The sequence below is a fragment of the Enterobacter cloacae complex sp. P12RS genome, from assembly GCF_014895875.1.
Lineage (GTDB): Bacteria > Pseudomonadota > Gammaproteobacteria > Enterobacterales > Enterobacteriaceae > Enterobacter > Enterobacter bugandensis.
The window spans coordinates 53,350-76,705 of the sequence record NZ_JADBQO010000005.1 but is presented as its reverse complement, the minus strand read 5'-3'; the positions used below and the strand labels follow the sequence as shown (position 1 = coordinate 76,705).

The following is a 23,356-nucleotide window of genomic DNA, read 5'->3' as shown; positions in this document are numbered from 1 at the left end:
GAACGACGATGAGCAACGTTGAAACCATTAAGGTGGTCCCGGCGCGTTATCCGCTGCGGACCGTCGGCGCCGCGGTGGCGCTGTTTGTGCTGGCGATCGTGATTCAGTCCGTCGCCTTTAACCCGCGCTGGGAGTGGGCGGTGTTTGCCCGCTGGTTCTTTGACCCGGTTATTCTCGAAGGCGTAGGGCAGACTCTGCTGCTTACCCTGATCGGTACCGCGTTGAGCGTGGTATTGGGCGGCATGCTGGCGCTGGCGAGACTCTCCTCGTCATGGCTGCTGAGCAGCCTGGCGTGGGGCTATATCTGGCTGTTTCGCTCGCTGCCGCTGATCGTGGTGCTGATCATTCTCTACAACTTTTCCTATCTCTACGACACGCTCTCCCTCGGCGTGCCGTTCACCAGCATTAGCTGGGGCAGCTTTGAGACCATTAACGTGCTCGGGCAGTTCTCCACCGCCGTGGTGGGGCTGACGCTGGTGCAGAGCGCCTACACCGCAGAGATTATTCGCGGGGGGTTCCTCGGGGTGGATCACGGCCAGTATGAAGCGGCCGCCGCGCTTGGCCTGCCGGCCTGGCGACGTACGGTGCGGATAATCCTGCCTCAGGCGTTGCGCACCATTCTGCCGTCCGGGTTCAATGAAATTATCAGCCTCGCCAAGGGAACGGCGATGGTCTACGTCCTGGCAATGCCGGAGCTGTTCTATACCATCCAGATGATCTACAACCGCACGCAGGAGGTGATACCGCTGCTGATGGTCGGTGCCGCCTGGTACCTGGTGATTACCACCGTCTTGTCCGCTATTCAGTACGGTGTTGAACGCGCACTCGCCCGCAGCGAACGCCGCTCTGCGGTTAATCAGAACCGTGCCGCCCGTCGTACCCGTTCCGTCACCACCACGCCAGCACAGGAGCCTATCCATGCAAGCCTCTCCTGAAGGACATATCTCAATTACCGGCGTCAGCAAGTATTTTGGTCGCCATAAGGCGCTCGACAACGTTTCGCTTGAGATCCCGCCCGGTTCCGTGACGGTCATTCTCGGGCCCTCAGGCTCGGGCAAATCGACGCTGCTGCGCACCATTAACCATCTGGAGCGCGTCGACGAAGGCTTTATTCAGATCGACGGGGACTACATTGGCTACCGTCGTCAGGGCGACAAGCTCTATGAGCTGAAGGAGAAAGAGATCCTCAGGCAGCGCGTCAACGTGGGCTATGTGTTTCAGAACTTCAATCTCTTTCCTCACCTCACGGTGCTGGAAAACCTGATTGAGGCGCCCATCGCGCATAAGAAGCTCAGCAAAAAAGAGGCGGTGGAAAGGGCATACAGCCTGCTGGATGTGGTCGGGCTGCGGGATAAGGCCGATGCCTGGTCTCGCCATCTCTCCGGCGGGCAGCAGCAGCGCATTGCGATTGCCCGCGCGCTGGCGCTACGCCCCCGCGTGATGCTATTTGATGAGCCGACTTCCGCGCTGGATCCGGAGCTGGTGGGAGAGGTGCTGGACGTGATCAAAAAACTGGCCCGGTCCGGCACGACGCTGGTGGTGGTCACCCACGAGATCGGCTTTGCCCGCGAGGTGGCGGATCAGGTGGTGTTTATGGTCGACGGGAAAATCGTGGAGCAGGGCAGCAGCGACGCGGTATTGAACCGTCCGTCACACGCGCGAACGCGCCAGTTCCTGTCAAAAGTGCTGTAAGGAGCGCAGATGAAATACGGACTTCTGGCGGGGCTGGTCTTCACAACGGCAAGCCACGCCAGCATCGATCTGAAAGCCAACGAGCAGCCGCTGCCGGTGACGGTGGATCGGCAGGCCGTGGCGAAGATCCCCGCCGGTTATAAATTCGTTGAGCCGGGTACGCTGACGGTCGCCGTCTCGATGCTGAACTCCCCGCCGCTGGCGCTGCTGGCCAGCGATAACCGCACGCGGATTGGCAGCGACCCGGATATCGCCCGCCTGCTTGCGGGCAGCCTGGGGCTGAAGCTAAAGCTGGTGCCAACGGCGTGGGAAGACTGGCCGCTGGGCATCGCTTCCGGGCGCTACGACGTGGCGCTGGTGAACATTGCGGTGACCGAACAGCGTAAAGAGAAGTTTGATTTTGCGACCTACCGCGTCGATTCGCTGGCGTTTTCAGTGAAGTCCACCAGCGAGATTCAATCAATCAAAAGCGCGGAAGAACTGGCCGGGAAAAAGGTGATTGTCGGCTCGGGCACCAATCAGGAGCGCATCCTGCTGGGCTGGAACGAAGAGAATAAAAAGGCGGGGCGAGCGCCTGCGCTGCCGGTCTATCTCCACGACGATGCCTCGGGCAATCTCTATATCCAGTCCGGCAGGGCGGACGTGTTCTTTGGCCCTCAGTCGGTTTCAGCTTACAAAGCGGCGCTCACCGGCAAAACCCGCGTGGTCGGTTTAGGTCCGAAAAAAGCTTATGTCGCGACCACGACCAAAAAAGGCAATGGGCTGGTGTACGCGCTGCAGGCCGCACTGAACGGGGCGATTGAGCGCGGAGAGTACCAGAAAGTGCTGGCGCGCTGGGGGGAGCAGGGCGAAACGGTGGCGCAATCGGAGGTCAACCCGCCTGGGATAACCTACTAATGGTGCTCTACACTTAGGATTTTCACTCCTGAGGGGGCAACATGATGAAACTCTATGGCGTACCCGGCTGGGGCTCGGCAATCAGTGAAGTGATGCTGACCCTGGCTGATATCCCTTATCAATTTGTGAACGTTGACGGGTTTGACCAGCCCGGCCCGCAGCGTGAACTGCTGCAAAAACTCAACCCGCTGTGCCAGGTGCCCACGCTGGAGCTGGAAAATGGCGCCATCATGACCGAAACGGCGGCGATTGCCCTGATGGTGCTCGACCGCTGTCCCGATCTCGCCCCGCCCGTGGGGCAGGCCGAGCGTCAGCAGTTTCAGCGTCTGCTTATCTGGTTCGTGGCGAACGTCTATCCCACCTTTACCTATGCCGATTATCCCGAACGCTGGGTGCCTGATGCGCCGGAACAGCTGCAGAAAAACTGCATTGAGTACCGGAAATCCCTCTATCTGTGGTTTGAAAATCAGCTTAAGGCCGCGCCGTTTGCGCTGGGTGAACGGCTGACGCTGCTGGATGTGTATATTGCGGTGGCGCGCACCTGGGGGCCTCGCCATGAGTGGTTTGCGACAAATACGCCGAAGCTTACGGCGATTGCGGATACCGTGTGTCAACTGCCGGAACTGCACAAGGTGTTAAAGGCAAACAACATTATCTGATAACGTGGAATGCTCACACATAACAGGAAGCCTGCATATGCCACACGTAGATATCAAATGTTTTCCCCGCGATCTTAACGACGAGCAAAAAACCGCGCTGGCGGCAGATATCGCCGAGGTGATAATTCGCCATTTCAACAGCAAAGACGGTTCAGTATCGGTGGCGTTGAACCAGGTAAACCCGGAAGACTGGAAAGCACAGGTCTGGGATACCGAAATCGGACCGAAGCTGGACGAGTTGATTAAAAAGCCCGGGTATTCAATGTAATCTTTCGCCGGGTGAGGCCATCGTCTTACCCGGTTTCTCCTGCCGCTTACGCCTTCTTTTCGCAAAAAACGATAAAACTAAGTTTTATCTGATCCGTTACACTTAACGTTCACGACCGACATTTAATCAATCCTTAGGAAAGATCGACAACAGAATCAATTAAGGACAGTCACATTAAAGGATAATTTTCTCATGACAAAATTACCCCGGTTTTCACCTGCTTTTTTCCACCCGCGATACTGGCTAAGCTGGACAGGCATCGCCGCCCTGTGGCTTATCATGCTGCTGCCTTACCCGCTGTTGTTCAGACTCGGACACGCTCTGGGCCGGTTAGCCATGCGCCTTCTACCGCGCCGTGTCGAGATTGCCCGTCGTAATCTGGAACTGTGCTTCCCGCAGATGGAAGCAGAAGCGCGTGAATCTTTGCTGCAGCGAAATTTTGAATCCGTGGGAATGGGGGTAATCGAAACCGGCATGGCGTGGTTCTGGCCTGAATGGCGGGTGCGTAAATGCTTTACCGTGCGCGGTTACGAACATATGGAGCAGGCCAGGGCGCAGGGGAAGGGCGTGGTGCTGGTTGGCATGCATTTTCTGACGCTTGAGTTGGGCGCGCGGATATTTGGCATGCTTAACCCCGGTATTGGGGTTTATCGTCCCAACAATAATGCGCTCCTGGACTGGCTACAAACGCGCGGTCGTCTGCGTTCGAATAAAACCATGCTGGATCGTCATGATTTAAAAGGCATGATCCGTGCCCTGAAGCAGAATGAAATTCTCTGGTACGCGCCGGATCATGACTATGGCAAAGCCAACAGCGTGTTTGCGCCATTCTTCGCCGTCCCGGATGCCGCCACGACGGCGGGCAGCTATATGCTGGTCAAAAGCGCTAAGCCTGCCGTTATTCCGTTTGTGCCGCGCCGCAGAGAGGACGGTACAGGGTACGAGCTGATTATTCTTGAAGATATCAGCGCGTCATTGCAGGGTGCGGATAAAGAGTCTGTCGCAACCCAGATGAACCGGGCGATCGAGCGCGCGGTGCTGATGGCGCCGGAGCAGTATATGTGGCTGCACCGTCGCTTCAAGACGCGTCCTGAGGGCGTGCCGGACAGATATGCCCCTAAAAAAATCTCCGCGCCCCCTCGGGCTGGCTTAACCGACGATGAATTCTCGCAGCAGTCGGGCATGCAGCACTAAAACGCCACGCAAAAGGCTGCTGGAGCTAGTTTCCGGCAGCGCTTTTGGCCTTTAGCAGTATTTCCATCAGCCCGGGAAAACGGGCATCCAGATCCTCCCGACGCAGTGAAATCATATTTTCTCGTCCCTGCGGACGCTGCCAGATGACCCCACTGTCGCGCAACACGCGCCAGTGGTGGGTCATCGTGGACTTCACCACATCTTCCGGGCGCAGTGCGTTACAGCTGAGTTCGCTGCCATCGGCGAGCCGGCGAATAATCGATAGCCGGAGCGGGTTGCCGAGGGCAAACAGCACATTTTCCAGCAGTATTTGTTCAATTTCAGGGTGGTTAGGGATCATCGTTTTCCTGCGCGTGATGTCAGATTGAGCTATATCAACAATAGGTCAACCCTTAAAAAATAGTTCGATAATACTCGTACAATAGGACTATTATAGCAAACGAACCAATGCACGACCATCCCGGTCGTCACAAACACGTCATAGTGACTAAGGAAATATCATGCCCCGACCCATTCCTCTCGAACGTTATCGCAACATCGGTATCTCCGCGCATATCGATGCCGGTAAAACCACCACCACTGAGCGCATCCTGTTTTATACCGGGATGAGCCACAAGTTAGGTGAAGTACACGATGGCGCGGCAACCACCGACTGGATGGCGCAGGAGCAAGAGCGCGGGATCACCATTACGTCCGCGGCGGTCAGCTGCTTCTGGCCAGGCATGGACAGAGGCTTTGAGCCGCACCGGATCAACATCATCGATACCCCGGGGCACGTGGACTTCACCATTGAGGTGGAGCGTTCCATGCGCGTGCTCGACGGCGCGGTGATGGTGTATGACTCCGTGGGTGGCGTGCAGCCGCAGTCGGAAACCGTCTGGCGTCAGGCCAATAAATATCACGTACCGCGTCTGGCCTTCGTCAACAAAATGGACCGTCCGGGTGCCGATTTCTTCCGCGTCGTGCGGATGATGCAGGAGCGCCTGAAGGCCAATCCGGTGCCGATTGTCATCCCGGTGGGTGCCGAAGATCATTTCACCGGCGTGGTGGATCTCATCAAGATGCGCACCATTCTGTGGGACGATGCGACGCAGGGTATGGTGTTTACCTATGCCCCCGTGCCGGACGATTTAGTCAGTACCGCCCAGGAGTGGCGGGAAAAAATGGTCTCCGCGGCGGCGGAAGCCAGCGATGAACTGATGGACAAATACCTGGAAACGGGCGACCTGACGGAGGCGGAAATCATCAAAGGGCTGCGCATTCGCACTATCTCGGGCGAAATCCAGCCGATGCTTTGCGGCAGCGCCTTTAAAAACAAAGGGGTACAGCGCATGCTGGATGCGGTGATTGAGTTGATGCCGTCCCCGCTGGACGTGCCTGCTATTGACGGCGTGGATGAAAAAGGGCAGCACGCGGAGCGTCATCCGAGTGATGATGAGCCGTTCTCGGCGCTGGCGTTCAAGCTGATGAGCGATCCGTACGTCGGGCAGCTGACCTTTATTCGGGTCTACTCTGGCGTGCTGCGCAAAGGCGACGCGGTCTATAACCCGGTGAAAGAGAAGAAAGAGCGCATCGGGCGCATCGTGCTGATGCATGCCAACGATCGCCATGAGGTGGACGAACTGCGCGCGGGCGATATCGCGGCCTGCGTGGGGCTGAAGGACGTGACCACCGGTGACACGCTCACCGATCCGAACGCCGTCATTACGCTTGAGCGCATGGAGTTCCCGGATCCGGTGATCTCGCTGGCGATTGAGCCGAAAACCAAGGGAGACCAGGAGAAAATGGGCATTGCGCTGCAGCGTCTGGCGGCGGAAGACCCGTCTTTCCGCCTGCACACTGACGAGGAGTCCGGTCAGACCATTATCTCCGGGATGGGTGAGTTACACCTCGAGATAATCGTCGACCGCATGAAGCGTGAGTTTGGCGTCGAGGCGAACATTGGTCGTCCGCAGGTAACCTACCGGGAAACCCTGCGCAAGGCGGTGAAGGATATTGAAGGGAAATTTGTCCGACAGTCCGGCGGGAAAGGGCAGTACGGTCATGTGGTGCTGAGCCTGGAGCCGCTGGAGCCCGGAAGTGGTTTTGTATTTGAAGATGCCACCAAGGGCGGCGTGGTACCGCGCGAGTATATCCCGTCCGTGGAGAAAGGGCTGCGGGAAGCGATGAACAGCGGTGTGCTGGCGGGCTATCCGGTGGTGGATGTTAAGGCGACGCTGACGTTTGGCTCGTATCACGACGTCGACTCCTCGGAGATGGCGTTCCGCATGGCGGCGATCCTCGGCTTCAAGGAGGGTGCTCGCAGGGCGGATCCGGTGATCCTTGAGCCGATCATGCACGTGGAAGTGGAAACGCCGGAAGAGTACGCCGGGAACATCATGGGCGATCTCTCTTCCCGACGCGGCATGGTGCAGGGAATGGCGGAGCAGTACGGAAGCCAGATTATCCGCGCCGATGTGCCGCTGGCCGAGATGTTTGGCTACGCCACCACGCTGCGCTCGATGTCCCAGGGACGCGCGACGTACACGATGGAGTTCCATCATTTTGCGGAAGCCCCGCGAAATGTGGCGGATGAGATTATAGCGAAGCGTGCGAAGTAGTTAATTAATTGCACATGGTAGTCGGTGGGCTACCATGTGCTTTTTTTACGACACGGAGATTATCCATGTTACTTAATTAGCGTTGCCGAGCGGACTTTCCATTTCCCTTGTTCTTCAATAAGACAATCTGCAACAACGTGATCTTGCTTCTTACCAAACGCGATATAAACGTTTGTGCAAACGGCGTCAAAATCAGAGTGCAGGATGGTTATCTGATTCCAGTCCTCATCCCAATCCTGTGATTTGATAAACATATCCGTATCGGGCATATCTTTTTCGTTACTGTCACCTGAATACAACTCTTTTATTGCTGCAATTGTCTCCGAGGCAACGTAATAATTCATAATATCTGGGTTAAGTACGGGCGGTTTGTGCTGGTCTAACTGGGCGATATACCATTGATTGAATTTAAGCGCCGCCTGGCCCGGTGCATAAACATTTTCTGCGGCCGCGAGAGGGGAAAGGGCAAAAAGAAAAAACCAAAGTGTTTTCATTAGTCATGCCTGAACAGTTCGTAATGTGGTTGTATGTTGCGGTAAGCCTGCCCTGGGTACATGGTGCGTTGAACAAAATCGCTGATCCACTGCTGACCATCGTATATGCAAACGTGCCCGCTATCATGACCAACAATATTTTGAATAACTGCGACGTCGCCTGCATGGGGTTGATCGTATACAAGGCGGAATCCAGCGTTAACCAATGTCCGCCCCATGTCTTTTGCCAGACGCGTATTGGGGATTTTTAATCTTCCACCCGTTCTGATCGCTTCGGTGACGTAGTGAGCACAATACCCCGTGCTCTTCGGTTGGGCGTGTGATTTAGCATATGAGATTGCGCCATCTTTATTCCATGTCATTGATATTTCCTTAACGCGAGAGTGCTAATGCTGCAACTCAGGAAATATCCTCCGTTTTAGAACGCAATAGTAAACGTAAAATGCCATAGAAATTCACTATAATTCAGTAGGATATAATTTAGGAAATCAATCCAGCGCCTTCACCATCTTTCCGCTCGCCACAAACGTCCCAGCCCCTAGATGATGCAGCGTATTCAACTTATCCCCGTCAAACTGCCAGCGCCCGGCGACAAACGTGCGCTCATCGGCTGCCGCTGAAACCACTTCTCCAAACAGCGTGTCGTATTTCTCTGCCGCAGAGGTGACGGGAAGTAATCGGCACTCCATCCACGCCAGACATTTTTCTTCAATCACCGGCAGCCCGAGCTCAGGGCCGTTCACGACCGGGATCCCGTAGCAGTTGAATTTGTCCTCGTCGCGCCCGCTGACGCTGCCGACAGCGTATGTCCAGTTAGCTGCCGCCACGCCGGGGATGACGATGCCAAACTTCCCGCTGCGCTCGATAAGCTCGCGTGACCAGGTACTTTTATCCACCACAATCGCGATGCGCGGCGGTTCAAACTCAACGGGCATGGACCACGCGGCGGCCATCACGTTGCGTCTGTCGAGGTTTTCATCCCGACTGGTAATAAGCACGGTAGGGCCGTGGTTCAACAGGCGGCTGGCATGACGTAATTCAACAGGGCGAAAGTGGCTCATAGGATCTCCTCATCTGTAACGATGAGTATGACGAAAAAGCACGTAAATCAAAGTGAGTGCATAAAATTAGTTTATAAACAGAACATCACAATCAAAGGAAAATGATGTATGTCCCCCTTTCTGACTGACTATTTTGCCCGCATTGGGTGGGCGCAACCGACACGGGTTGATATAGACACCCTGCGCGCGCTGCATTTACACCACAACTGTGCGATCCCGTTCGAAAATATTGATGTCGTCCTGCCGCGCGAAATCCATCTTGACGATCAATGTCTGGTCGACAAGCTGGTGACGGCGCGACGCGGAGGATATTGCTTTGAGCAAAACGGCCTTTTCGAGCGCGTGTTGCGTGAAGTCGGGTTTAACGTGCGCAGCGTGCTGGGGCGGGTCGTACTGGCAAATCCGTCGCAGATGCCGCCGCGCACGCACCGCCTGCTGCTGGTTGAGCTGAACGGCGAGCGCTGGATTGCCGACGTGGGGTTTGGTGGACAGACGCTGACGGCGCCGATTCGCCTGCTCGCCAACGAGGAGCAGGGGACGCCGCACGGTATGTACCGACTGCTGAGCGAAGGCAACGACTGGGTGCTGCAGTTCCGTCACCACGAGCACTGGCAGTCGATGTACCACTTTGACCTGACGACGCAGTATTTCAGCGATTACGTGATGGGGAACTTCTGGTCGGCGCACTGGCCGCAGTCCCATTTTCGTCATCATCTGCTGATGTGTCGCCACCTGCCGGACGGCGGCAAGCTGACGCTGACTAACTTCAATTTTGCCCACTGGCAGAACGGTCACGTAGAGGAGCAGATCCATTTGCCGGATGCGGAGGCGCTGTATAAGCTGATGCAGGAGCGGTTTGGCCTTGGCGTTGATGATCCGAAGCACGGCTTTACACTGGCCGAGCTGACGGCAGTGATGGCGGGGTTTGATACGCATCCGCAGGCAGGGAAATAGCCCGGTGGCGGCTACGCCTTACCGGGCCTACGGGAGTGTGAACGTAGGTCGGGTAAGGCGAAGCCGCCACCCGACAAAATCAACGGCGCGATCTCACCACCTGATACCGACGGGTAAAATATTCAAACGGCGCGCTCCACACGTGTACCAGACGGGTGAACGGGAAGATGAGGAAGATCGTCATCCCCAGCACCAGATGCACGCGGAAGATCGGCGCGACGCCGCTCAACATCTCCGACGAGCCCCCCTTAAACGTTACGATCCCCTGCGCCCAGCCGACCAGTTTCATCATCTCGCTTCCGTCAGGATATTGCGCGGAGAAAGGAATGGTCGACAGCCCCAGGATGCACTGAAGCAGCAGGATACTCATGATGATAATATCCGGCGTGGTGGACGTGGCGCGTACCCGCTGGTTGAAGAGGCGGCGGATCAGCAGCATTGACCCACCAATCAGCGTCAGTACGCCGCAAATGCCTCCCGCAATCATGGCCAACTGCTGTTTAACCGCGACGGGTAAAAACCAGGCGTACATCCAGTGCGGGGTTAACATGCCGAACAGGTGCCCGAAGAAGATCCCCAGAATCCCGATATGAAACAGGTTAGAGGCCCAGTTCATCCCGCGCTTGCTGAGCATCTGGCTCGATGAGGCCCGCCAGGTGTACTGCCCGTAGTCGTAGCGCAGCCAACTGCCGAGGAAAAAAACGGTGGCACAGATATACGGGTAAATATCATAGAAAAACACGTTCAGGTAATGCGTCATTTTGGGCCTCCGGCGCTGACGTCCACGTACTGCGGCGCGACGTCCTGGCTAAAGCGTCGTTGATATTGCTGCATCGGCGAACTGTCGCACGATGTGGCGTTGTCTTCGATAAACTTCACCTGTTCCTCTTCCCACACGGCGTCCAGTGCCTGACGGGTATCATCCCGTTTTTCATCGGACACCTGCTTCGCCACGCTGTCGCTGGAAAGCCGCGTACCGGCCATCGTCAGCAGGGCGTCAAACAGCTGGTAATGCGCCACGCCGCGCTGCTTGAGGCGACCACCAATCAGCGCCAGGATCGGCGCGACATTTTGCAATCCTTCACGCGCCTCGTCGTCGGTGACGAGGCTGAGGTATTCCAGGTAGAGCGGCAGATAGTCGGGCAGCTCGCGACAGTCCAGCTCCAGCCCGGCTTTCTCATACTGGCTCATCAGGTCGACCATCGCCTGACCACGATCGCGGGACTCGGCGTGAACGTGCTCGAACAGCAGCAGGGACGTTGCGCGCCCGCGTTCAAACACTTCGCACCATTCGGCTTGCTTATCCAGCAGCGGGGCGCTCAGGTGCTGCTGCGCAAACGGCAGCAGCATGGGCGCGTCCTGCTCAACCAGGGAAAGCGCCTCATCGCGGTTTTCCCACAGCAGCTCATCGGGATACTCAATCAGCAGCGCGATGATTTTAAGGATCTGCATTATTCTCCCTCCCCGTGTTCGCGCACCTCGGTGATGTTAATCGCGTCGATGCGGCTGCTGTTGAAGAGGTTGAATTTGGTGTCGGAGCCGTGGCAGCCGTCGCCAAAGGTGAAGCCGCAGCCGTTTTTCTCCGGGAAGGCGTCGCGCGCCATTTCGCGGTGGCTGGTCGGGATCACGAAGCGGTCTTCGTAGTTAGCGATGGCGAGATAGCGGTACATCTCCTCAACCTGCGCTTCGGTCAGGCCCACTTCCTCAATGGCGCGGGTATCGGTCACGCCTTCCACGGTCTGGGAGCGTTTATAGTGACGCATCGCCATCATGCGCTTCAGTGCGCGCAGCACCGGGCCGGTATCGCCCGCGCTGAGCATGTTTGCCAGGTACTGCACTGGAATGCGCAGGCTTTCCACGGCAGGCAGGACGCCGTCACTCTGCGGCAGGCCGCCCGCATCCGCGTAGGACTGAATCGGCGACAGCGGCGGCACGTACCAGACCATCGGCAGGGTGCGGTATTCCGGATGCAGCGGCAGGGCCAGCTTCCAGTCCATCGCCATCTTGTAGACCGGCGAACGCTGGGCGGCGTCAATCACGTTCTGCGGAATGCCTTGCTTCAGCGCTTCCTCAATCACCGCCGGATCGTTCGGGTTAAGGAACACGTCGCACTGGCGCTCGTACAGATCGGTTTCATGCTCGGTGCTGGCGGCCTCTTCAATACGGTCCGCGTCGTACAGCAGCACGCCGAGATAACGGATGCGTCCGACGCAGGTTTCCGAGCAGACAGTCGGCTGGCCGGACTCAATGCGCGGGTAGCAGAAGATGCATTTTTCTGACTTGCCGCTTTTCCAGTTGAAGTAAATTTTCTTGTACGGGCATCCGCTGATGCACAGGCGCCAGCCGCGACATTTATCCTGGTCGATCAGCACAATGCCGTCCTCTTCGCGCTTGTAGATCGCGCCGCTCGGGCAGGTGGCCACGCAGCTCGGGTTCAGGCAGTGCTCGCACAGGCGCGGCAGATACATCATGAAGGTGTTTTCAAACTGGCCGTACATCTCCTTCTGGATCTTCTGGAAGTTGCGGTCGCGGGCGCGCTTTTCGAACTCGCCCCCCAGCAGTTCCTCCCAGTTTGGCCCCCAGACGATTTTGTCCATCCGCTTGCCGTCGATCAGCGAGCGGGGGCGGGCGGTAGGGAGGTGATCCCCCTCCGGCGCGCGGTGCAGATCCTGATAGTCAAAGGTGAAGGGTTCGTAATAATCGTCAATCTGCGGCAGGACGGGGTTGGCGAAAATCTTCGACAGCACACCCATTTTGCCGCCGAGGCGCGGCGTCAGCTTGCCGTGTATGCCGCGGATCCAGCCGCCTTGCCACTCCTCCTGATCTTCCCAGTTTTTCGGGTAGCCAATCCCCGGTTTGGTCTCCACATTGTTAAACCACGCATACTCCATCCCTTCGCGCCCGGTCCAGACGTTCTTGCAGGTGACCGAGCAGGTGTGGCAGCCGATGCATTTATCGAGATTCAGAACCATGCCAACCTGTGAGCGTATTTTCATTTTTTCGCCTCCTGTACCTGATCCCGACCTTCGCCGTCCAGCCAGTTAATATTTTTCATTTTGCGGATCATGATGAACTCGTCGCGGTTGGAGCCGACGGTGCCGTAATAGTTAAAGCTGTACGCCAGTTGGGCATAGCCGCCGATCATGTGTGTCGGTTTTGGGCAGACGCGGGTGACCGAGTTGTGGATCCCGCCGCGCCGTCCGGTCACTTCTGACCCCGGAATGTTCAGGATGCGCTCCTGGGCGTGGTACATCATGGTCATGCCCGGCGGCACGCGCTGGCTGACCACCGCGCGGGCGGTGAGGGCGCCGTTGGCGTTGAAGGCTTCGATCCAGTCGTTGTCCTCTATGCCCAGCTCGCGGGCGTCGGTTTCGCTGATCCAGACGATGGGTCCTCCGCGCGACAGGGTCTGCATCAGCAGGTTTTCGCTGTAGGTGGAGTGGATGCCCCATTTCTGGTGCGGCGTCAGGAAGTTCAGCGCTTTTTCCGGGAAGCCGTTCGGCGGGATCTCGCGCATGTGGGTCACGCTGCGGGTATCAATCGGTGGGCGATAGGCCACCAGGCTCTCCCCGAAGGCGCGCATCCACGGATGATCCTGATACAGCTGCTGGCGGCCCGAAAGGGTGCGCCACGGGATCAGCTCGTGGACGTTGGTATAGCCCGCGTTATAGGAGACGTGCTCGCTCTCAAGGCCGGACCACGTCGGGCTTGAGATGATTTTGCGCGGCTGCGCCTGAATGTCGCGGAAGCGGATTTTCTCATCTTCCTTGTTCAGCGCCAGATGGGTGTGGTCGCGCCCGGTCAGTTCCCCGAGCGCTTCCCAGGCCTTCACCGCCACCTGTCCATTAGTTTCCGGGGCGAGGGCGAGAATCACCTCCGAGGCGTCAATGGCGGTTTCAATGCGCGGGCGGCCTTTCGCCGGGCCGTCGAGCTTGACGTAGTTCAGCTTGCCGAGGAAATCGACCTCGTTCTGCGTGTTCCACGAAATGCCTTTCCCGCCGTTGCCGAGCTTGTCCATCAGCGGGCCGAGGGCGGTGAAGCGTTCGTAAGTTTCCGGGTAGTTACGCTCGACCACGGCAATGTTCGGCGCCGTTTTGCCGGGGATCAGGTCACATTCCCCTTTGCGCCAGTCCTGAATATCAAACGGCTGCGACAGCTCCGCCGGGGAGTCATGCTGCAGCGGCTGGAGCACCACGTCGGTTTCTGTGCCCAGATGGCCAACGCACACCTCGGAGAAGACTTTGGCGATGCCTTTGTAGATCTCCCAGTCGCTGCGCGATTCCCACGCCGGGTCAACGGCGGCGGAAAGCGGATGAATAAACGGGTGCATGTCCGAGGTATTCATGTCGTCCTTTTCATACCAGGTGGCGGTCGGCAGGACGATATCGGAGAACAGGCAGGTGCTGGACATGCGGAAATCGAGCGTCACCAGTAGGTCGAGCTTGCCCTCGATGGCGGCGGTTTGCCACTCCACCTCTTCAGGCTTCACGTCGTCCGTTGAGCCTAAATCTTCACCCTGAATGCCGCTCTCAGTGCCGAGCAGGTATTTCAGCATGTACTCGTGGCCTTTCCCGGACGAGCCGAGCAGGTTAGAGCGCCAGACGAACAGGTTGCGCGGGTGGTTCTTGCCGTTGTCCGGCTGTTCGCAGGCGAAGCGGATATCGCCCGATTTCAACGCCTGAACGGTGTACTCCTGCGGCGTCATGCCCGCCGCGTCCGCACGCGCCTTGACATGCAGCGGGTTGAGGTTGAGCTGCGGGGCCGACGGCAGCCAGCCCATGCGTTCGGCGCGAACGTTAAAGTCGATCAGATGTCCGGTGAACTTCGACGCGTCCGCCAGCGGGGAGAGCAGCTCCTGCGCGGTGAGCTTCTCGTAGCGCCATTGGCTGGCGTGGTTGTAGAAGAACGAGGTGCTGTTCATCTGGCGCGGCGGGCGGTTCCAGTCCAGCGCGAAGGCCAGCGGCAGCCAGCCGGTTTGCGGGCGCAGCTTCTCCTGGCCGACATAGTGGGACCAGCCGCCGCCGCTCTGCCCGACGCAGCCGCAGAAGACCAGCATATTGATCATCCCGCGGTAGTTCATGTCCATGTGGTACCAGTGGTTCACCCCGGCACCCAGAATGATCATCGAGCGACCGTGCGTTTTGTGCGCCGTGTCGGCGAACTCGCGGGCAATTTTTTCGATCAGGTACGCGGGCACGCCGGTGATCTGCTCGCCCCAGGCGGGCGTGTAGGCTTTGATCTGGTCATAGCTGTCTGCGGCGTTACTGTCTTCCAGGCCGCGATCGAGACCGTAGTTAGCCAGCACCAGATCGTAAACGCTGACCACTCGCTTCTCGCTGCCGTCGGCGAGCGTCAGGGTTTTGCTCGGCACGCGGCGCGTCAGCACCGGCTCCTGCTTCGCGCTGCGAAAATGCGGGTTTTCGTTGCCGCCAAAGTAGGGGAACGCGACGTCCGCCACGCTGTCGTGGGTAATCAGCAGGGAGAGGGTGAGTTCTGTTTCATGGCCCGCAGCCTGAGGCTCCAGGTTCCATTTGCCTTTTTCCCCCCAGCGGAACCCGATCGAGCCGTTTGGCACCACCAGGTTACCGGCAATATCGAAGGCGACGGTCTTCCACTCTGGGTTATTGGCCTCCCCCAGTCCGTCGACGAGATCGGAGGCGCGCAGCATCCGGCCCGGCACCACGCGACCGTCAGCCTGCTCGTCCAGCAGCACGAGCATCGGCATGTCGGTGTAGCGGCGGCAATAGTTAAGGAAGTAATCGCTCGGGTTATCGAGGTGGAACTCTTTGAGGATGACGTGGCCCATCGCCATGGCGAGGGCGCTGTCGGTGCCCTGTTTGGGGGCCAGCCACTGGTCGCTGAGCTTGGCGACCTCCGAGAAGTCCGGCGTAATCGCAACGGTCTTGGTGCCTTTGTAGCGCACCTCGGTAAAGAAGTGGGCGTCCGGAGTACGCGTCTGTGGCACGTTCGAACCCCAGGCAATGATATAGCTGGAGTTGTACCAGTCGGCGGACTCCGGCACGTCGGTCTGCTCGCCCCAGGTCATCGGCGACGCCGGCGGCAGGTCGCAGTACCAGTCGTAGAAGCTCAGGCAGGTGCCGCCCAGCAGGGAGAGATAGCGCGTTCCGGCGGCGTAGGAGACCATCGACATCGCCGGAATAGGCGAAAAACCGGCCACGCGGTCCGGGCCGTAGTTTTTGATGGTCCAGACGTTAGCGGCGGCGATCAGCTGGTTCAGCTCTTTCCAGTTTGAGCGGATAAACCCGCCTTTACCCCGCGCCTTCCTGTAGCTTTGCGCCTTTTGCGGATCGTTCTGGATGGCATCCCAGGCCTGCACCGGATCGGTATGCTGCGCCAGCGCCTCGCGCCAGAGTTCGATCAGCCTGCGGCGCACCAGCGGGTACTTAAGACGGTTGGCGCTGTAGAGGTACCAGGAGTAGCTTGCGCCTCGCGGGCAGCCGCGCGGCTCGTGATTGGGCAGGTCAGGGCGGGTGCGGGGGTAGTCGGTCTGCTGGGTTTCCCAGGTCACCAGGCCGTTTTTGACATAAATCTTCCAGCTACAGGAGCCGGTACAGTTTACCCCGTGGGTGGATCGCACAATCTTGTCGAACTGCCAGCGCTGGCGATAGCTGTCCTCCCAGTCGCGGTTGGTGTGATACACCTGCCCGTGCCCATCGGCGAAACTGTCGCCTTTTGTTTTGAAGTAACGGAAGCGGTCCAGCAGTTTGCTCATGACATTTCTCCTGCTTCGATAGCATGGCCGGAGTGCGATGCATCACGCTCCGGCGAAGATGTAGTTTTTATTTTTTTGAGGATTTACGGCCATACACCAGCCAGGTGACGAACACGCAGACGATGTAAAACACGAGGAAGACCTTCATGGCCCCAACCGGCGAACCGGTCATTGCCAGCGATGTGCCGAACGCCTTAGGGATAAAGAACCCGCCAACGGCACCGATGGCGGAGATAAAGCCCAGCGCGGCGGCGGTCTCCGTCACCGCTTCATGCTGCGCCTGCTCGTCCGTTCCGCCCTGCCTCTTGACGCGGTCGAGGGTGATTTGGCGAAAGATAATCGCGATCATCTGGAAGGTCGAACCGCTGCCCAGCCCGGCGGTGAGGAACAGACCCATAAAGACCAGGTAGAAGGCGATAAAGCTGCCGGAGCCAGAGCCGGGGAGCGTCAGGAAGATCAGGGCGCTGAAGATAGCCATAAAGACGAAGTTAATCAGCGTGACGCGCACGCCGCCCAGCCTGTCAGAGACCATCCCGCCCGCCGAACGCGCCAGTGCGCCGATCAGGGGGCCAAAGAAAGCGAGGTGAAGGATGTTCACGTCCGGGAACTGGGTTTTCGACAGCATGGCAAAGCCCGCCGAGAAGCCGATAAACGAGCCGAAGGTAGCAAGATAAAGCAGGCTCAGCAGCCAGAGGTGAAAGCGCTTCAGTACCGGCAGCTGGCTGGCGATAGAGGCTTTAGAGCTGGCGATATCGTTCATGCCAAAAAACGCCGCAAGGGTTGCCAGCAGCAGCAGCGGCGCCCAGACCCAGGCCGCATTGGCCAGCCACATCGTTGAGCCGTCCTCCTGCGGTACGCCGTGCACGCCGAGGAAGGTAAACATTGGCAGGAAAATCACCAGCGGAGCAAACAGCTGCATCACGCTGACGCCAAGATTTCCCAGCCCGCCGTTGATGCCCAGCGCGCTGCCCTGTCTGGCCTTCGGGAAGAAGAAGCTGATGTTACCCATGCTGGAGGCAAAGTTGGCCCCGGCAAAACCGCAGAGCAGGGCAATCACGATAAAGACCCAGTAAGGTGTCGCGGTGTCCTGAATGGCTATCCCCAGCCAGACGCAGGGGATAATCAGGATAACGGTGCTCAATACCGTCCAGTAGCGTCCGCCAAATATTGGCACCATAAACGAGTAGGGCACGCGCAATATCGCGCCAGAGAGTGAAGGTAATGCCGTTAGCATAAAAAGCTGATCGGTGGTGAAATTAAATCCGACTTTATTCAGATTGACCGCAACGGCGCTAAATAACATCCACACGCAAAACGCTAATAGCAGGCAAGCTACAGAAATCCATAGGTTTCTTCGTGCGATATGTTTTCCTTTATTCTCCCAAAATTGCGCGTTTTCAGGTTTCCAGTTACTCAACAGATGGGGATTACTTTTATCACTTTGTTGCGACATATCGCCCTCTTGCTTACCATGTTTGAGAGAAAAATGAAGTAAAAACAAAAAGATGATTAAAGAAGTGTAATTGGTTTTTTGGGATGCTTTGGGATACATCTGAAAGGATAGATAAAAAAAGCGAACCCCCGAGATTAGAATGAAAATAAGGGCTCGCTTAATGTGTTACTAATTGTAACATTTTGCGCAATTTATACTCCGGAAGGAGTATTAAAACAATTCCAGCGTGATAAGTTTGTCGAGATGTTTATTAAATGCCGCATTGTCCATTTCAGGCATATTTAATACGGTGATCCCATCCAGGCCACAAACCAGCCCTATTAAACGCCAGGCGATATTTTCCGCCCGATCGGTAAGCGTGAACGCGTTGGCATCAGCCCCGGCGCGGATAATCGCCACGGTTTCCTGATGCCACATCTCCATGGTGAGGACATAAGCCGCTTTGATCTCGGGATCACGGCTGGCGAGAATTTGGGCTTCCCGCCAAAGGCGAATGTAAGGTTCAAGGCCACCGTCGTCACTGCCGAGCATGCTGTGCAACCGTTCCCGCCAGCCGGCGTTTTCACCCACCACGTCGGCATCCAGCAGCTCGCGGATCACGCGCACAAACGCCAGCGATTTTAACTCGCCGCCGGAGGCAAAGTGGTGGTGGACCTGCCCGGTCGCGACGCCCGCTTCTGCGGCAATGCGCCGTACCGTCATGGCTGCCAGCCCCTCGGCCAGCGCCACGCGCATCGCGGCCTGTAAGATCGCTTCCCGCCGCTCTTCCTTGCTCAAATAGCGCATTTTTTTCTCTACTCTCAATAAGACCGAAACGAGTGTAACAAAAAGCTGGACAGTCGTTCAACTTTACGTAGGATCGGATTCTGGACATGTGTCCATGTTTAAAATGAAAAGGAAATTTATGTTTCGTCAGTGGTTAGCGTTAGTAATTATCGTGCTGGTGTACATCCCGGTGGCGATTGACGCGACGGTGCTGCACGTGGCGGCGCCGACATTGAGCATGACGCTGGGTGCCAGCGGTAACGAATTGTTGTGGATCATTGATATTTACTCGCTGGTGATGGCGGGGATGGTGCTGCCGATGGGTGCCCTGGGTGACCGCATTGGCTTTAAACGCTTGCTGATGATCGGCAGCACGCTGTTTGGCCTGTCGTCCCTGGCGGCCGCGTTTGCACCGTCGGCAGGGTGGCTGATAGCGGCGCGCGCCTCGCTGGCGATCGGTGCGGCAATGATCATTCCGGCTACGCTTGCGGGGATCCGCACGCTGTTTACCGACGCGAAAGATCGCAACATCGCGCTCGGCGTCTGGGCGGCAGTGGGTTCCGGCGGGGCGGCGTTTGGTCCGCTGATTGGCGGTATGCTGCTCGAGCATTTTTACTGGGGATCGGTGTTTTTAATCAACGTGCCGATTGTGCTTATTGTCGTTACCCTTGCCGCGCGCTTTGTCCCGCAGCAGGAAGGGCGTCCTGAGCAGCCGTTAAATATCAGCCATGCGCTCATGCTGATTGTGGCGATTTTGCTGCTGGTCTACAGCGCCAAAACCGCGCTAAAAGGCGTTATGTCGCCGTGGCTGGTGGCGTGTACCTTGCTCACGGGTGCCGTAATGCTGTTTATTTTTGTGCGCATCCAGCTGCGCGCCCGCGTGCCGATGATCGACATGCGCCTGTTCTGCCATCGCATCATTCTGAGCGGCGTGGTCATGGCGATGACGGCGATGATCGCCCTGGTGGGCTTTGAGCTGCTGATGGCGCAGGAGCTGCAGTTTGTTCACGGCTTTACGCCGTTTGAAGCGGGTATGTTTATGCTGCCTCTGATGGTCGCCAGCGGGTTCAGCGGGCCGATCGCGGGCGTGCTGGTTGGGCGATTAGGGCTACGCATCGTCGCGGCGGGCGGCATGGGGCTCAGCGCCGTCAGCTTTATTGGCCTGTCGATGCTCGACTTCAGCACGCAGCAGTGGCAGGCGTGGGGGCTGATGGTTCTGCTTGGTTTTAGCGCCGCAAGCGCGCTGCTGGCCTCGACCTCCGCCATTATGGCTGCCGCGCCGAAGGAGAAAGCCGCTGCCGCAGGAGCGATTGAAACCATGTCCTATGAACTGGGCGCCGGGCTGGGGATCGCTATTTTTGGTCTGCTGTTGACCCGCAGCTTCTCGGCGTCCATTGACCTGCCGCAGGGGCTGAATGCCTCGCTCGTCGATAAAGCCTCGTCATCCATTGGTGAAGCGATGAAGGTGGCGCAGGAGCTGACGCCGTCCCTCGCGGAGCCGGTGATTGAGGCGGCGAAAAGTGCGTTTATTACCTCCCACAGCGTGGCGCTGGGGAGTGCGGGCGGAATGCTGCTGTTGCTGGCAGTGGGGATCTGGTTTAGCCTGGCGAAGGTGCCGAAGCCGTAAAACACGCCCGGTGGCGCTGCGCTTACCGGGCCTACGGGCGCGGTTGTCCGAGCCGCGCCACCCGGTTTATTTTTCCCGGGCCGCGGACAGGACGCTGAGCAACAGCACGTTCGCCCCTTTCTCCGACCACTCTGGCAGGATCCTTTCCGCTTCGTTATGGCTGATGCCCTTCACGCAGGGGATAAAAATCATGCTGGCAGGGGCAATTTTGCTGACATAGCAGGCGTCATGTCCCGCGCCGGAGACCATCGGTTTCGCCGAGTAGCCCAGTTCCGCCACGGCCTTCTCTGTGCGGGCCAGACATTCGGCATCAAACGCGATGGGCGCGTAGTCAAAGATGCGCTCAACGACAGCCGCCACCCCGCGCAGGCTCAGGCTTTCAGCCACCTTATGCAGCGCCGCCTCCATGGCTTCCAGTGCCGTCAGCGCCGGATGGCGAAACTCCACGCTGCAGACCACCCGAGACGGCACGACGTTGCGCGAGTTTGGCGTAACCTGCGCCATACCGATGGTCGCACGTCCGTCCGGCGCGTGCCGATAGCCAATCTCCTCCACCTTCAGCGCCAGCTCCGAGAACGCGGTCAGCGCGTCGCGTCGGCTGTGCATTGGCGTGGTGCCCGCGTGGGCGGCAAACCCGTCCAGCGTCAGGGTAAACCAGCGCTGGCCCATTGCCGCGCGGACTAACCCGATATCCAGGGCTTCGTCTTCCAGAATCGGGCCCTGTTCGATGTGCAGCTCGTAGCAGGCGTGAACCGGAAACGCGCGGGCAGGGGCTTCACCCCGGTAGCCGATGCTTTCCAGCGCTTCACCCACGCTGATACCGTCGCTGTCCGCGCGGGCATGGGCGTACGCTTCGCTAAATTGCCCCGTCCAGACCCCTGAAGCGAGCATGGCTGGCGCAAAGCGCGCGCCTTCTTCGTTGGTCCAGTTGACCAGCACGATGTCACGCTCCGTCTCAAGGTGATGGTCATTGAGGGTGCGCAGCAGCTCCAGCCCGGCCAGCACGCCGTAAACGCCGTCGTAGTTCCCTCCCAGCGGCTGGGTATCCACGTGCGAACCGGTCATGACTGGCGCGAGTTGCGGGTTTTTCCCGGCGCGGCGGATAAACATATTGCCCATGCTGTCGACGTCACAGGTAAAACCGGCGTCCAGCGCCCAGTCGCGCAGCAGGTTACGCGCAATACGATCTTCCTCGCTCAGTGCCAGACGGGTGACGCCACCGGCGGGCGTGCCGCCGATCTGCGCCATCATCTCAAGCGTTGACCACAGCCGTTCGGCATTGACGCGGATCATGGCTTGTCCTTACCGCTGCGGTAGCGGAAATCACAGCACGCACCGCCCTGCATAATGGTCGTGGTGCGGGTTAGCTCTACGTCCGGCGCATAGCCAACGATGAATTTCTCATCGCGCGCGCAGGAGAGCAGATGACCAATCTCGCCCAGCCCCATCTCGTGGTACATCTCCGCGTAGCGACAGCGGGTTACGTTGTAGTTGTACTGCTGGTCGTCAGCGTCGATCACCTTCACGTCCAGGGCGTTATCTTTCTCCCACAGATACTGCAGGGCGATAAAGCTCTTGATGTTCGCGCCGTTGGGTTCTTTGCTGGCAAACCCTTTACCAGCATCAATCGCAGCCTGCTCAATGGCCTCGCCAATCACCGCCTGGGCGCGGGCTTTCCCTATCTCGCGCACCAGGATTTCATAAATTGGCTTAATAATTTCAGCTTCAATTTTGCGGCGGGCGAGAATGCCCAGCTCATTATTATCACTCATCACATTGCCTCGCTGCGTTACTTCGCTTTTGCGCCGCCCAGCACGGTCTGCGGCTGCCATTTGCCGTCGACAACCTTATAGACCGTGAACGACGGCGATTTCAGGTTGCCCTCTTTATCAAACGCGATCTGTCCGGTAACGCCGGAATAGCTGATGGCGCGCAGGGCGGGCAGATAGTCTGATGGCTCAACGGAGTCTGCTTTTTCCATCGCCGCAACCAGCACGCGGGTGGCGTCATAGGCGAACGGGGCGTGCAGTTCGATATGGGTGTGGTAGCGGGCCTGGTAGGCCTGTTCGAATGCCTTTCCACCCGGCATCTGGTCAACGGGCAGGCCCGGCTCCAGCGCCACAACGCCTTCGCCTTCTTTCTGCGCCAGCTTCAGGAACGTCTGGCTGACGAATCCGCCTGCGCCCATCAGCGTGGCATTCATGCCCAGCTGTTTAATGCGGCGAGCCAGCGGTGCGGCCTGGCTGTCGACGCCGCCGAAGAAGATCAGATCGGCGTTTTTACTGCGGATGGCGGTCAGCACGGCGCTGAAATCGACCGTTTTGTCATCCACGTACTGACGGTCGACAATTTTCACGCCCTGGGCTTCCAGCGATTTAATAAACTGGTCTGCAAGCCCCTGACCGAAGGCGGTACGGTCGTCGATTACCGCAATGCGTTTGGCTTTGAGGGTGTTAACCGCGTACTGACCGGCGAGCTGGCCGCCGTCATCGTCGTGTCCCATCACGCGGAAGCTGGTATCAAAACCTTGTTGCGTATAGGCGTGACCGGTTGCGACCGGTGCTACCTGGGCGATGCCCGCATCGTGATAAACGCGGGCCGCTGGAATGCTGGTGCCGGTGTTCCAGTGGCCGACCACGCCCGCCACATCGCTGTCCACCAGACGCTGCGCGACGGCTACGGCAGTGCGCGGGTCAGACTGATCGTCTTCGGACTGCAGTTTGAAGGTGACCGCTTTGCCGCCGATGGTCGGATGCTGCTTGTTAATGTCGTCAATCGCCAGCTGCGCGCCGTTCTCCAGATCTTTCCCGATACGGGCGGACGGGCCGGTAAGCGGGCCTGCCAGACCGATTACCACGGTTTCGCCGTCGGCGGCCCACGAAGACGTTGAGGCAAGACCGCCGAGCAGAATAGCGGCGCTGAGCGCACTGATTTTTACTGTTTTCATTGTATTTCCCTG

General features: G+C 58.2%; 22 protein-coding genes. 9 read left to right on the top strand and 13 right to left on the bottom strand.

The window, feature by feature from the left end:
- Window positions 1-8: 8 nt before the first annotated feature.
- The 6 genes from IM284_RS02280 (at window position 9) to IM284_RS02255 (ending at window position 4,710) form a co-directional block, all read left to right on the top strand.
- On the top strand, window positions 9-935 hold the full coding sequence (locus IM284_RS02280; RefSeq protein WP_047368635.1) for an amino acid ABC transporter permease: 927 nt from the start codon (window positions 9-11) through the stop codon (window positions 933-935).
- Complete coding sequence (locus IM284_RS02275; RefSeq protein ID WP_045260613.1) at window positions 919-1,692, top strand: amino acid ABC transporter ATP-binding protein; 774 nt, start codon at window positions 919-921, stop codon at window positions 1,690-1,692. The genes IM284_RS02280 and IM284_RS02275 overlap by 17 nt, the downstream gene beginning before the upstream one ends.
- Window positions 1,693-1,701: 9 nt before the next feature.
- On the top strand, window positions 1,702-2,589 hold the full coding sequence (locus tag IM284_RS02270) for a transporter substrate-binding domain-containing protein (protein ID WP_047368634.1): 888 nt from the start codon (window positions 1,702-1,704) through the stop codon (window positions 2,587-2,589).
- A gap of 41 nt (window positions 2,590-2,630) precedes the next feature.
- Window positions 2,631-3,248: a glutathione S-transferase family protein gene (locus IM284_RS02265; RefSeq protein WP_041909801.1), complete on the top strand. Its 618-nt coding sequence runs from the start codon at window positions 2,631-2,633 to the stop codon at window positions 3,246-3,248.
- Window positions 3,249-3,285: 37 nt separating this feature from the next.
- A complete protein-coding gene (gene pptA / locus IM284_RS02260) occupies window positions 3,286-3,516 on the top strand; it encodes a tautomerase PptA (protein ID WP_028013275.1) in 231 nt (76 codons plus the stop codon).
- 192 nt (window positions 3,517-3,708) lie between these two features.
- Complete coding sequence (locus IM284_RS02255) at window positions 3,709-4,710, top strand: Kdo(2)-lipid IV(A) acyltransferase (RefSeq protein ID WP_045260610.1); 1,002 nt, start codon at window positions 3,709-3,711, stop codon at window positions 4,708-4,710.
- 25 nt (window positions 4,711-4,735) lie between these two features.
- Here IM284_RS02255 and IM284_RS02250 read toward each other — a convergent pair whose 3' ends face one another.
- Window positions 4,736-5,050 (bottom strand): helix-turn-helix transcriptional regulator, encoded by a 315-nt coding sequence (locus IM284_RS02250; protein ID WP_047368632.1) that lies wholly within the window; start codon window positions 5,048-5,050, stop codon window positions 4,736-4,738.
- A 160-nt stretch (window positions 5,051-5,210) separates the two neighbouring features.
- Between IM284_RS02250 and fusA the strand changes: the two genes are divergently transcribed.
- On the top strand, window positions 5,211-7,310 hold the full coding sequence (gene fusA / locus IM284_RS02245) for an elongation factor G (protein ID WP_047368631.1): 2,100 nt from the start codon (window positions 5,211-5,213) through the stop codon (window positions 7,308-7,310).
- A 68-nt stretch (window positions 7,311-7,378) separates the two neighbouring features.
- Here fusA and IM284_RS02240 read toward each other — a convergent pair whose 3' ends face one another.
- From IM284_RS02240 to IM284_RS02230, 3 genes are all read right to left on the bottom strand, one after another.
- Window positions 7,379-7,804, bottom strand: a complete 426-nt coding sequence (locus IM284_RS02240) for a DUF3828 domain-containing protein (RefSeq protein WP_047368630.1) — start codon at window positions 7,802-7,804, stop codon at window positions 7,379-7,381.
- The gene (locus tag IM284_RS02235) at window positions 7,804-8,166 is read right to left on the bottom strand and encodes a hypothetical protein (protein ID WP_047368629.1); all 363 of its coding nucleotides are present in this window, start codon (window positions 8,164-8,166) and stop codon (window positions 7,804-7,806) included. Before IM284_RS02235 ends, IM284_RS02240 begins: the two co-directional genes overlap by 1 nt.
- 126 nt (window positions 8,167-8,292) lie before the next feature.
- Window positions 8,293-8,865 carry a flavin reductase family protein gene (locus IM284_RS02230; protein WP_047368628.1) on the bottom strand — a complete coding sequence of 191 codons (573 nt, stop codon included), beginning with the start codon at window positions 8,863-8,865 and terminating at the stop codon, window positions 8,293-8,295.
- Between the two features lie 108 nt (window positions 8,866-8,973).
- Between IM284_RS02230 and nhoA the strand changes: the two genes are divergently transcribed.
- Entirely contained in the window at window positions 8,974-9,819 is an 846-nt protein-coding gene (nhoA, locus tag IM284_RS02225) for an N-hydroxyarylamine O-acetyltransferase (RefSeq protein WP_047368627.1), read from the top strand.
- Window positions 9,820-9,898: 79 nt separating this feature from the next.
- Here nhoA and narI read toward each other — a convergent pair whose 3' ends face one another.
- The 6 genes from narI to IM284_RS02195 form a co-directional block, all read right to left on the bottom strand.
- The gene (gene narI, locus IM284_RS02220; protein WP_022648214.1) at window positions 9,899-10,579 is read right to left on the bottom strand and encodes a respiratory nitrate reductase subunit gamma; all 681 of its coding nucleotides are present in this window, start codon (window positions 10,577-10,579) and stop codon (window positions 9,899-9,901) included.
- The gene (gene narW, locus IM284_RS02215; protein ID WP_047368626.1) at window positions 10,576-11,271 is read right to left on the bottom strand and encodes a nitrate reductase molybdenum cofactor assembly chaperone; all 696 of its coding nucleotides are present in this window, start codon (window positions 11,269-11,271) and stop codon (window positions 10,576-10,578) included. The genes narI and narW overlap by 4 nt, the downstream gene beginning before the upstream one ends.
- Complete coding sequence (gene narH, locus IM284_RS02210; RefSeq protein ID WP_008501747.1) at window positions 11,271-12,815, bottom strand: nitrate reductase subunit beta; 1,545 nt, start codon at window positions 12,813-12,815, stop codon at window positions 11,271-11,273. Before narH ends, narW begins: the two co-directional genes overlap by 1 nt.
- Window positions 12,812-16,552 carry a nitrate reductase subunit alpha gene (locus IM284_RS02205; RefSeq protein WP_047368625.1) on the bottom strand — a complete coding sequence of 1,247 codons (3,741 nt, stop codon included), beginning with the start codon at window positions 16,550-16,552 and terminating at the stop codon, window positions 12,812-12,814. The genes narH and IM284_RS02205 overlap by 4 nt, the downstream gene beginning before the upstream one ends.
- 67 nt (window positions 16,553-16,619) lie before the next feature.
- Window positions 16,620-18,005, bottom strand: coding sequence for a NarK family nitrate/nitrite MFS transporter (locus tag IM284_RS02200; RefSeq protein WP_047368624.1), 1,386 nt, complete (start codon window positions 18,003-18,005; stop codon window positions 16,620-16,622).
- 210 nt (window positions 18,006-18,215) lie between these two features.
- Window positions 18,216-18,791: a TetR family transcriptional regulator gene (locus tag IM284_RS02195; protein WP_047368623.1), complete on the bottom strand. Its 576-nt coding sequence runs from the start codon at window positions 18,789-18,791 to the stop codon at window positions 18,216-18,218.
- A gap of 118 nt (window positions 18,792-18,909) precedes the next feature.
- Here IM284_RS02195 and IM284_RS02190 point away from each other — a divergent pair, with 118 nt between their 5' ends.
- Entirely contained in the window at window positions 18,910-20,397 is a 1,488-nt protein-coding gene (locus IM284_RS02190; RefSeq protein WP_047368622.1) for an MFS transporter, read from the top strand.
- Between the two features lie 66 nt (window positions 20,398-20,463).
- Here IM284_RS02190 and IM284_RS02185 read toward each other — a convergent pair whose 3' ends face one another.
- Genes IM284_RS02185 through IM284_RS02175 form a run of 3 tightly spaced genes read right to left on the bottom strand, consistent with a single transcriptional unit; the run spans window position 20,464 to window position 23,344 of the window.
- Window positions 20,464-21,690 carry a Zn-dependent hydrolase gene (locus IM284_RS02185; protein WP_193055709.1) on the bottom strand — a complete coding sequence of 409 codons (1,227 nt, stop codon included), beginning with the start codon at window positions 21,688-21,690 and terminating at the stop codon, window positions 20,464-20,466.
- Window positions 21,687-22,169 (bottom strand): L-2-amino-thiazoline-4-carboxylic acid hydrolase, encoded by a 483-nt coding sequence (locus IM284_RS02180; RefSeq protein WP_028013263.1) that lies wholly within the window; start codon window positions 22,167-22,169, stop codon window positions 21,687-21,689. The genes IM284_RS02185 and IM284_RS02180 overlap by 4 nt, the downstream gene beginning before the upstream one ends.
- Before the next feature lie 17 nt (window positions 22,170-22,186).
- The gene (locus tag IM284_RS02175) at window positions 22,187-23,344 is read right to left on the bottom strand and encodes a branched-chain amino acid ABC transporter substrate-binding protein (protein WP_041909827.1); all 1,158 of its coding nucleotides are present in this window, start codon (window positions 23,342-23,344) and stop codon (window positions 22,187-22,189) included.
- Between the last annotated feature and the right edge of the window lie 12 nt (window positions 23,345-23,356).

Bases quoted from the DNA above. Each gene is read 5' to 3' on its own strand.
- narI (WP_022648214.1), bottom strand. From the start codon at position 10,579: ATGACGCATTACCTGAACGTGTTTTTCTATGATATTTACCCGTATATC.
- IM284_RS02195 (WP_047368623.1), bottom strand. From the start codon at position 18,791: ATGCGCTATTTGAGCAAGGAAGAGCGGCGGGAAGCGATCTTACAGGCC.
- nhoA (WP_047368627.1), top strand. From the start codon at position 8,974: ATGTCCCCCTTTCTGACTGACTATTTTGCCCGCATTGGGTGGGCGCAA.
- IM284_RS02230 (WP_047368628.1), bottom strand. From the start codon at position 8,865: ATGAGCCACTTTCGCCCTGTTGAATTACGTCATGCCAGCCGCCTGTTG.
- fusA (WP_047368631.1), top strand. From the start codon at position 5,211: ATGCCCCGACCCATTCCTCTCGAACGTTATCGCAACATCGGTATCTCC.
- IM284_RS02280 (WP_047368635.1), top strand. From the start codon at position 9: ATGAGCAACGTTGAAACCATTAAGGTGGTCCCGGCGCGTTATCCGCTG.
- IM284_RS02240 (WP_047368630.1), bottom strand. From the start codon at position 7,804: ATGAAAACACTTTGGTTTTTTCTTTTTGCCCTTTCCCCTCTCGCGGCC.
- narH (WP_008501747.1), bottom strand. From the start codon at position 12,815: ATGAAAATACGCTCACAGGTTGGCATGGTTCTGAATCTCGATAAATGC.
- pptA (WP_028013275.1), top strand. From the start codon at position 3,286: ATGCCACACGTAGATATCAAATGTTTTCCCCGCGATCTTAACGACGAG.
- IM284_RS02190 (WP_047368622.1), top strand. From the start codon at position 18,910: ATGTTTCGTCAGTGGTTAGCGTTAGTAATTATCGTGCTGGTGTACATC.
- IM284_RS02275 (WP_045260613.1), top strand. From the start codon at position 919: ATGCAAGCCTCTCCTGAAGGACATATCTCAATTACCGGCGTCAGCAAG.
- narW (WP_047368626.1), bottom strand. From the start codon at position 11,271: ATGCAGATCCTTAAAATCATCGCGCTGCTGATTGAGTATCCCGATGAG.
- IM284_RS02180 (WP_028013263.1), bottom strand. From the start codon at position 22,169: ATGAGTGATAATAATGAGCTGGGCATTCTCGCCCGCCGCAAAATTGAA.
- IM284_RS02205 (WP_047368625.1), bottom strand. From the start codon at position 16,552: ATGAGCAAACTGCTGGACCGCTTCCGTTACTTCAAAACAAAAGGCGAC.
- IM284_RS02175 (WP_041909827.1), bottom strand. From the start codon at position 23,344: ATGAAAACAGTAAAAATCAGTGCGCTCAGCGCCGCTATTCTGCTCGGC.
- IM284_RS02185 (WP_193055709.1), bottom strand. From the start codon at position 21,690: ATGATCCGCGTCAATGCCGAACGGCTGTGGTCAACGCTTGAGATGATG.
- IM284_RS02265 (WP_041909801.1), top strand. From the start codon at position 2,631: ATGATGAAACTCTATGGCGTACCCGGCTGGGGCTCGGCAATCAGTGAA.
- IM284_RS02235 (WP_047368629.1), bottom strand. From the start codon at position 8,166: ATGACATGGAATAAAGATGGCGCAATCTCATATGCTAAATCACACGCC.
- IM284_RS02255 (WP_045260610.1), top strand. From the start codon at position 3,709: ATGACAAAATTACCCCGGTTTTCACCTGCTTTTTTCCACCCGCGATAC.
- IM284_RS02250 (WP_047368632.1), bottom strand. From the start codon at position 5,050: ATGATCCCTAACCACCCTGAAATTGAACAAATACTGCTGGAAAATGTG.
- IM284_RS02200 (WP_047368624.1), bottom strand. From the start codon at position 18,005: ATGTCGCAACAAAGTGATAAAAGTAATCCCCATCTGTTGAGTAACTGG.
- IM284_RS02270 (WP_047368634.1), top strand. From the start codon at position 1,702: ATGAAATACGGACTTCTGGCGGGGCTGGTCTTCACAACGGCAAGCCAC.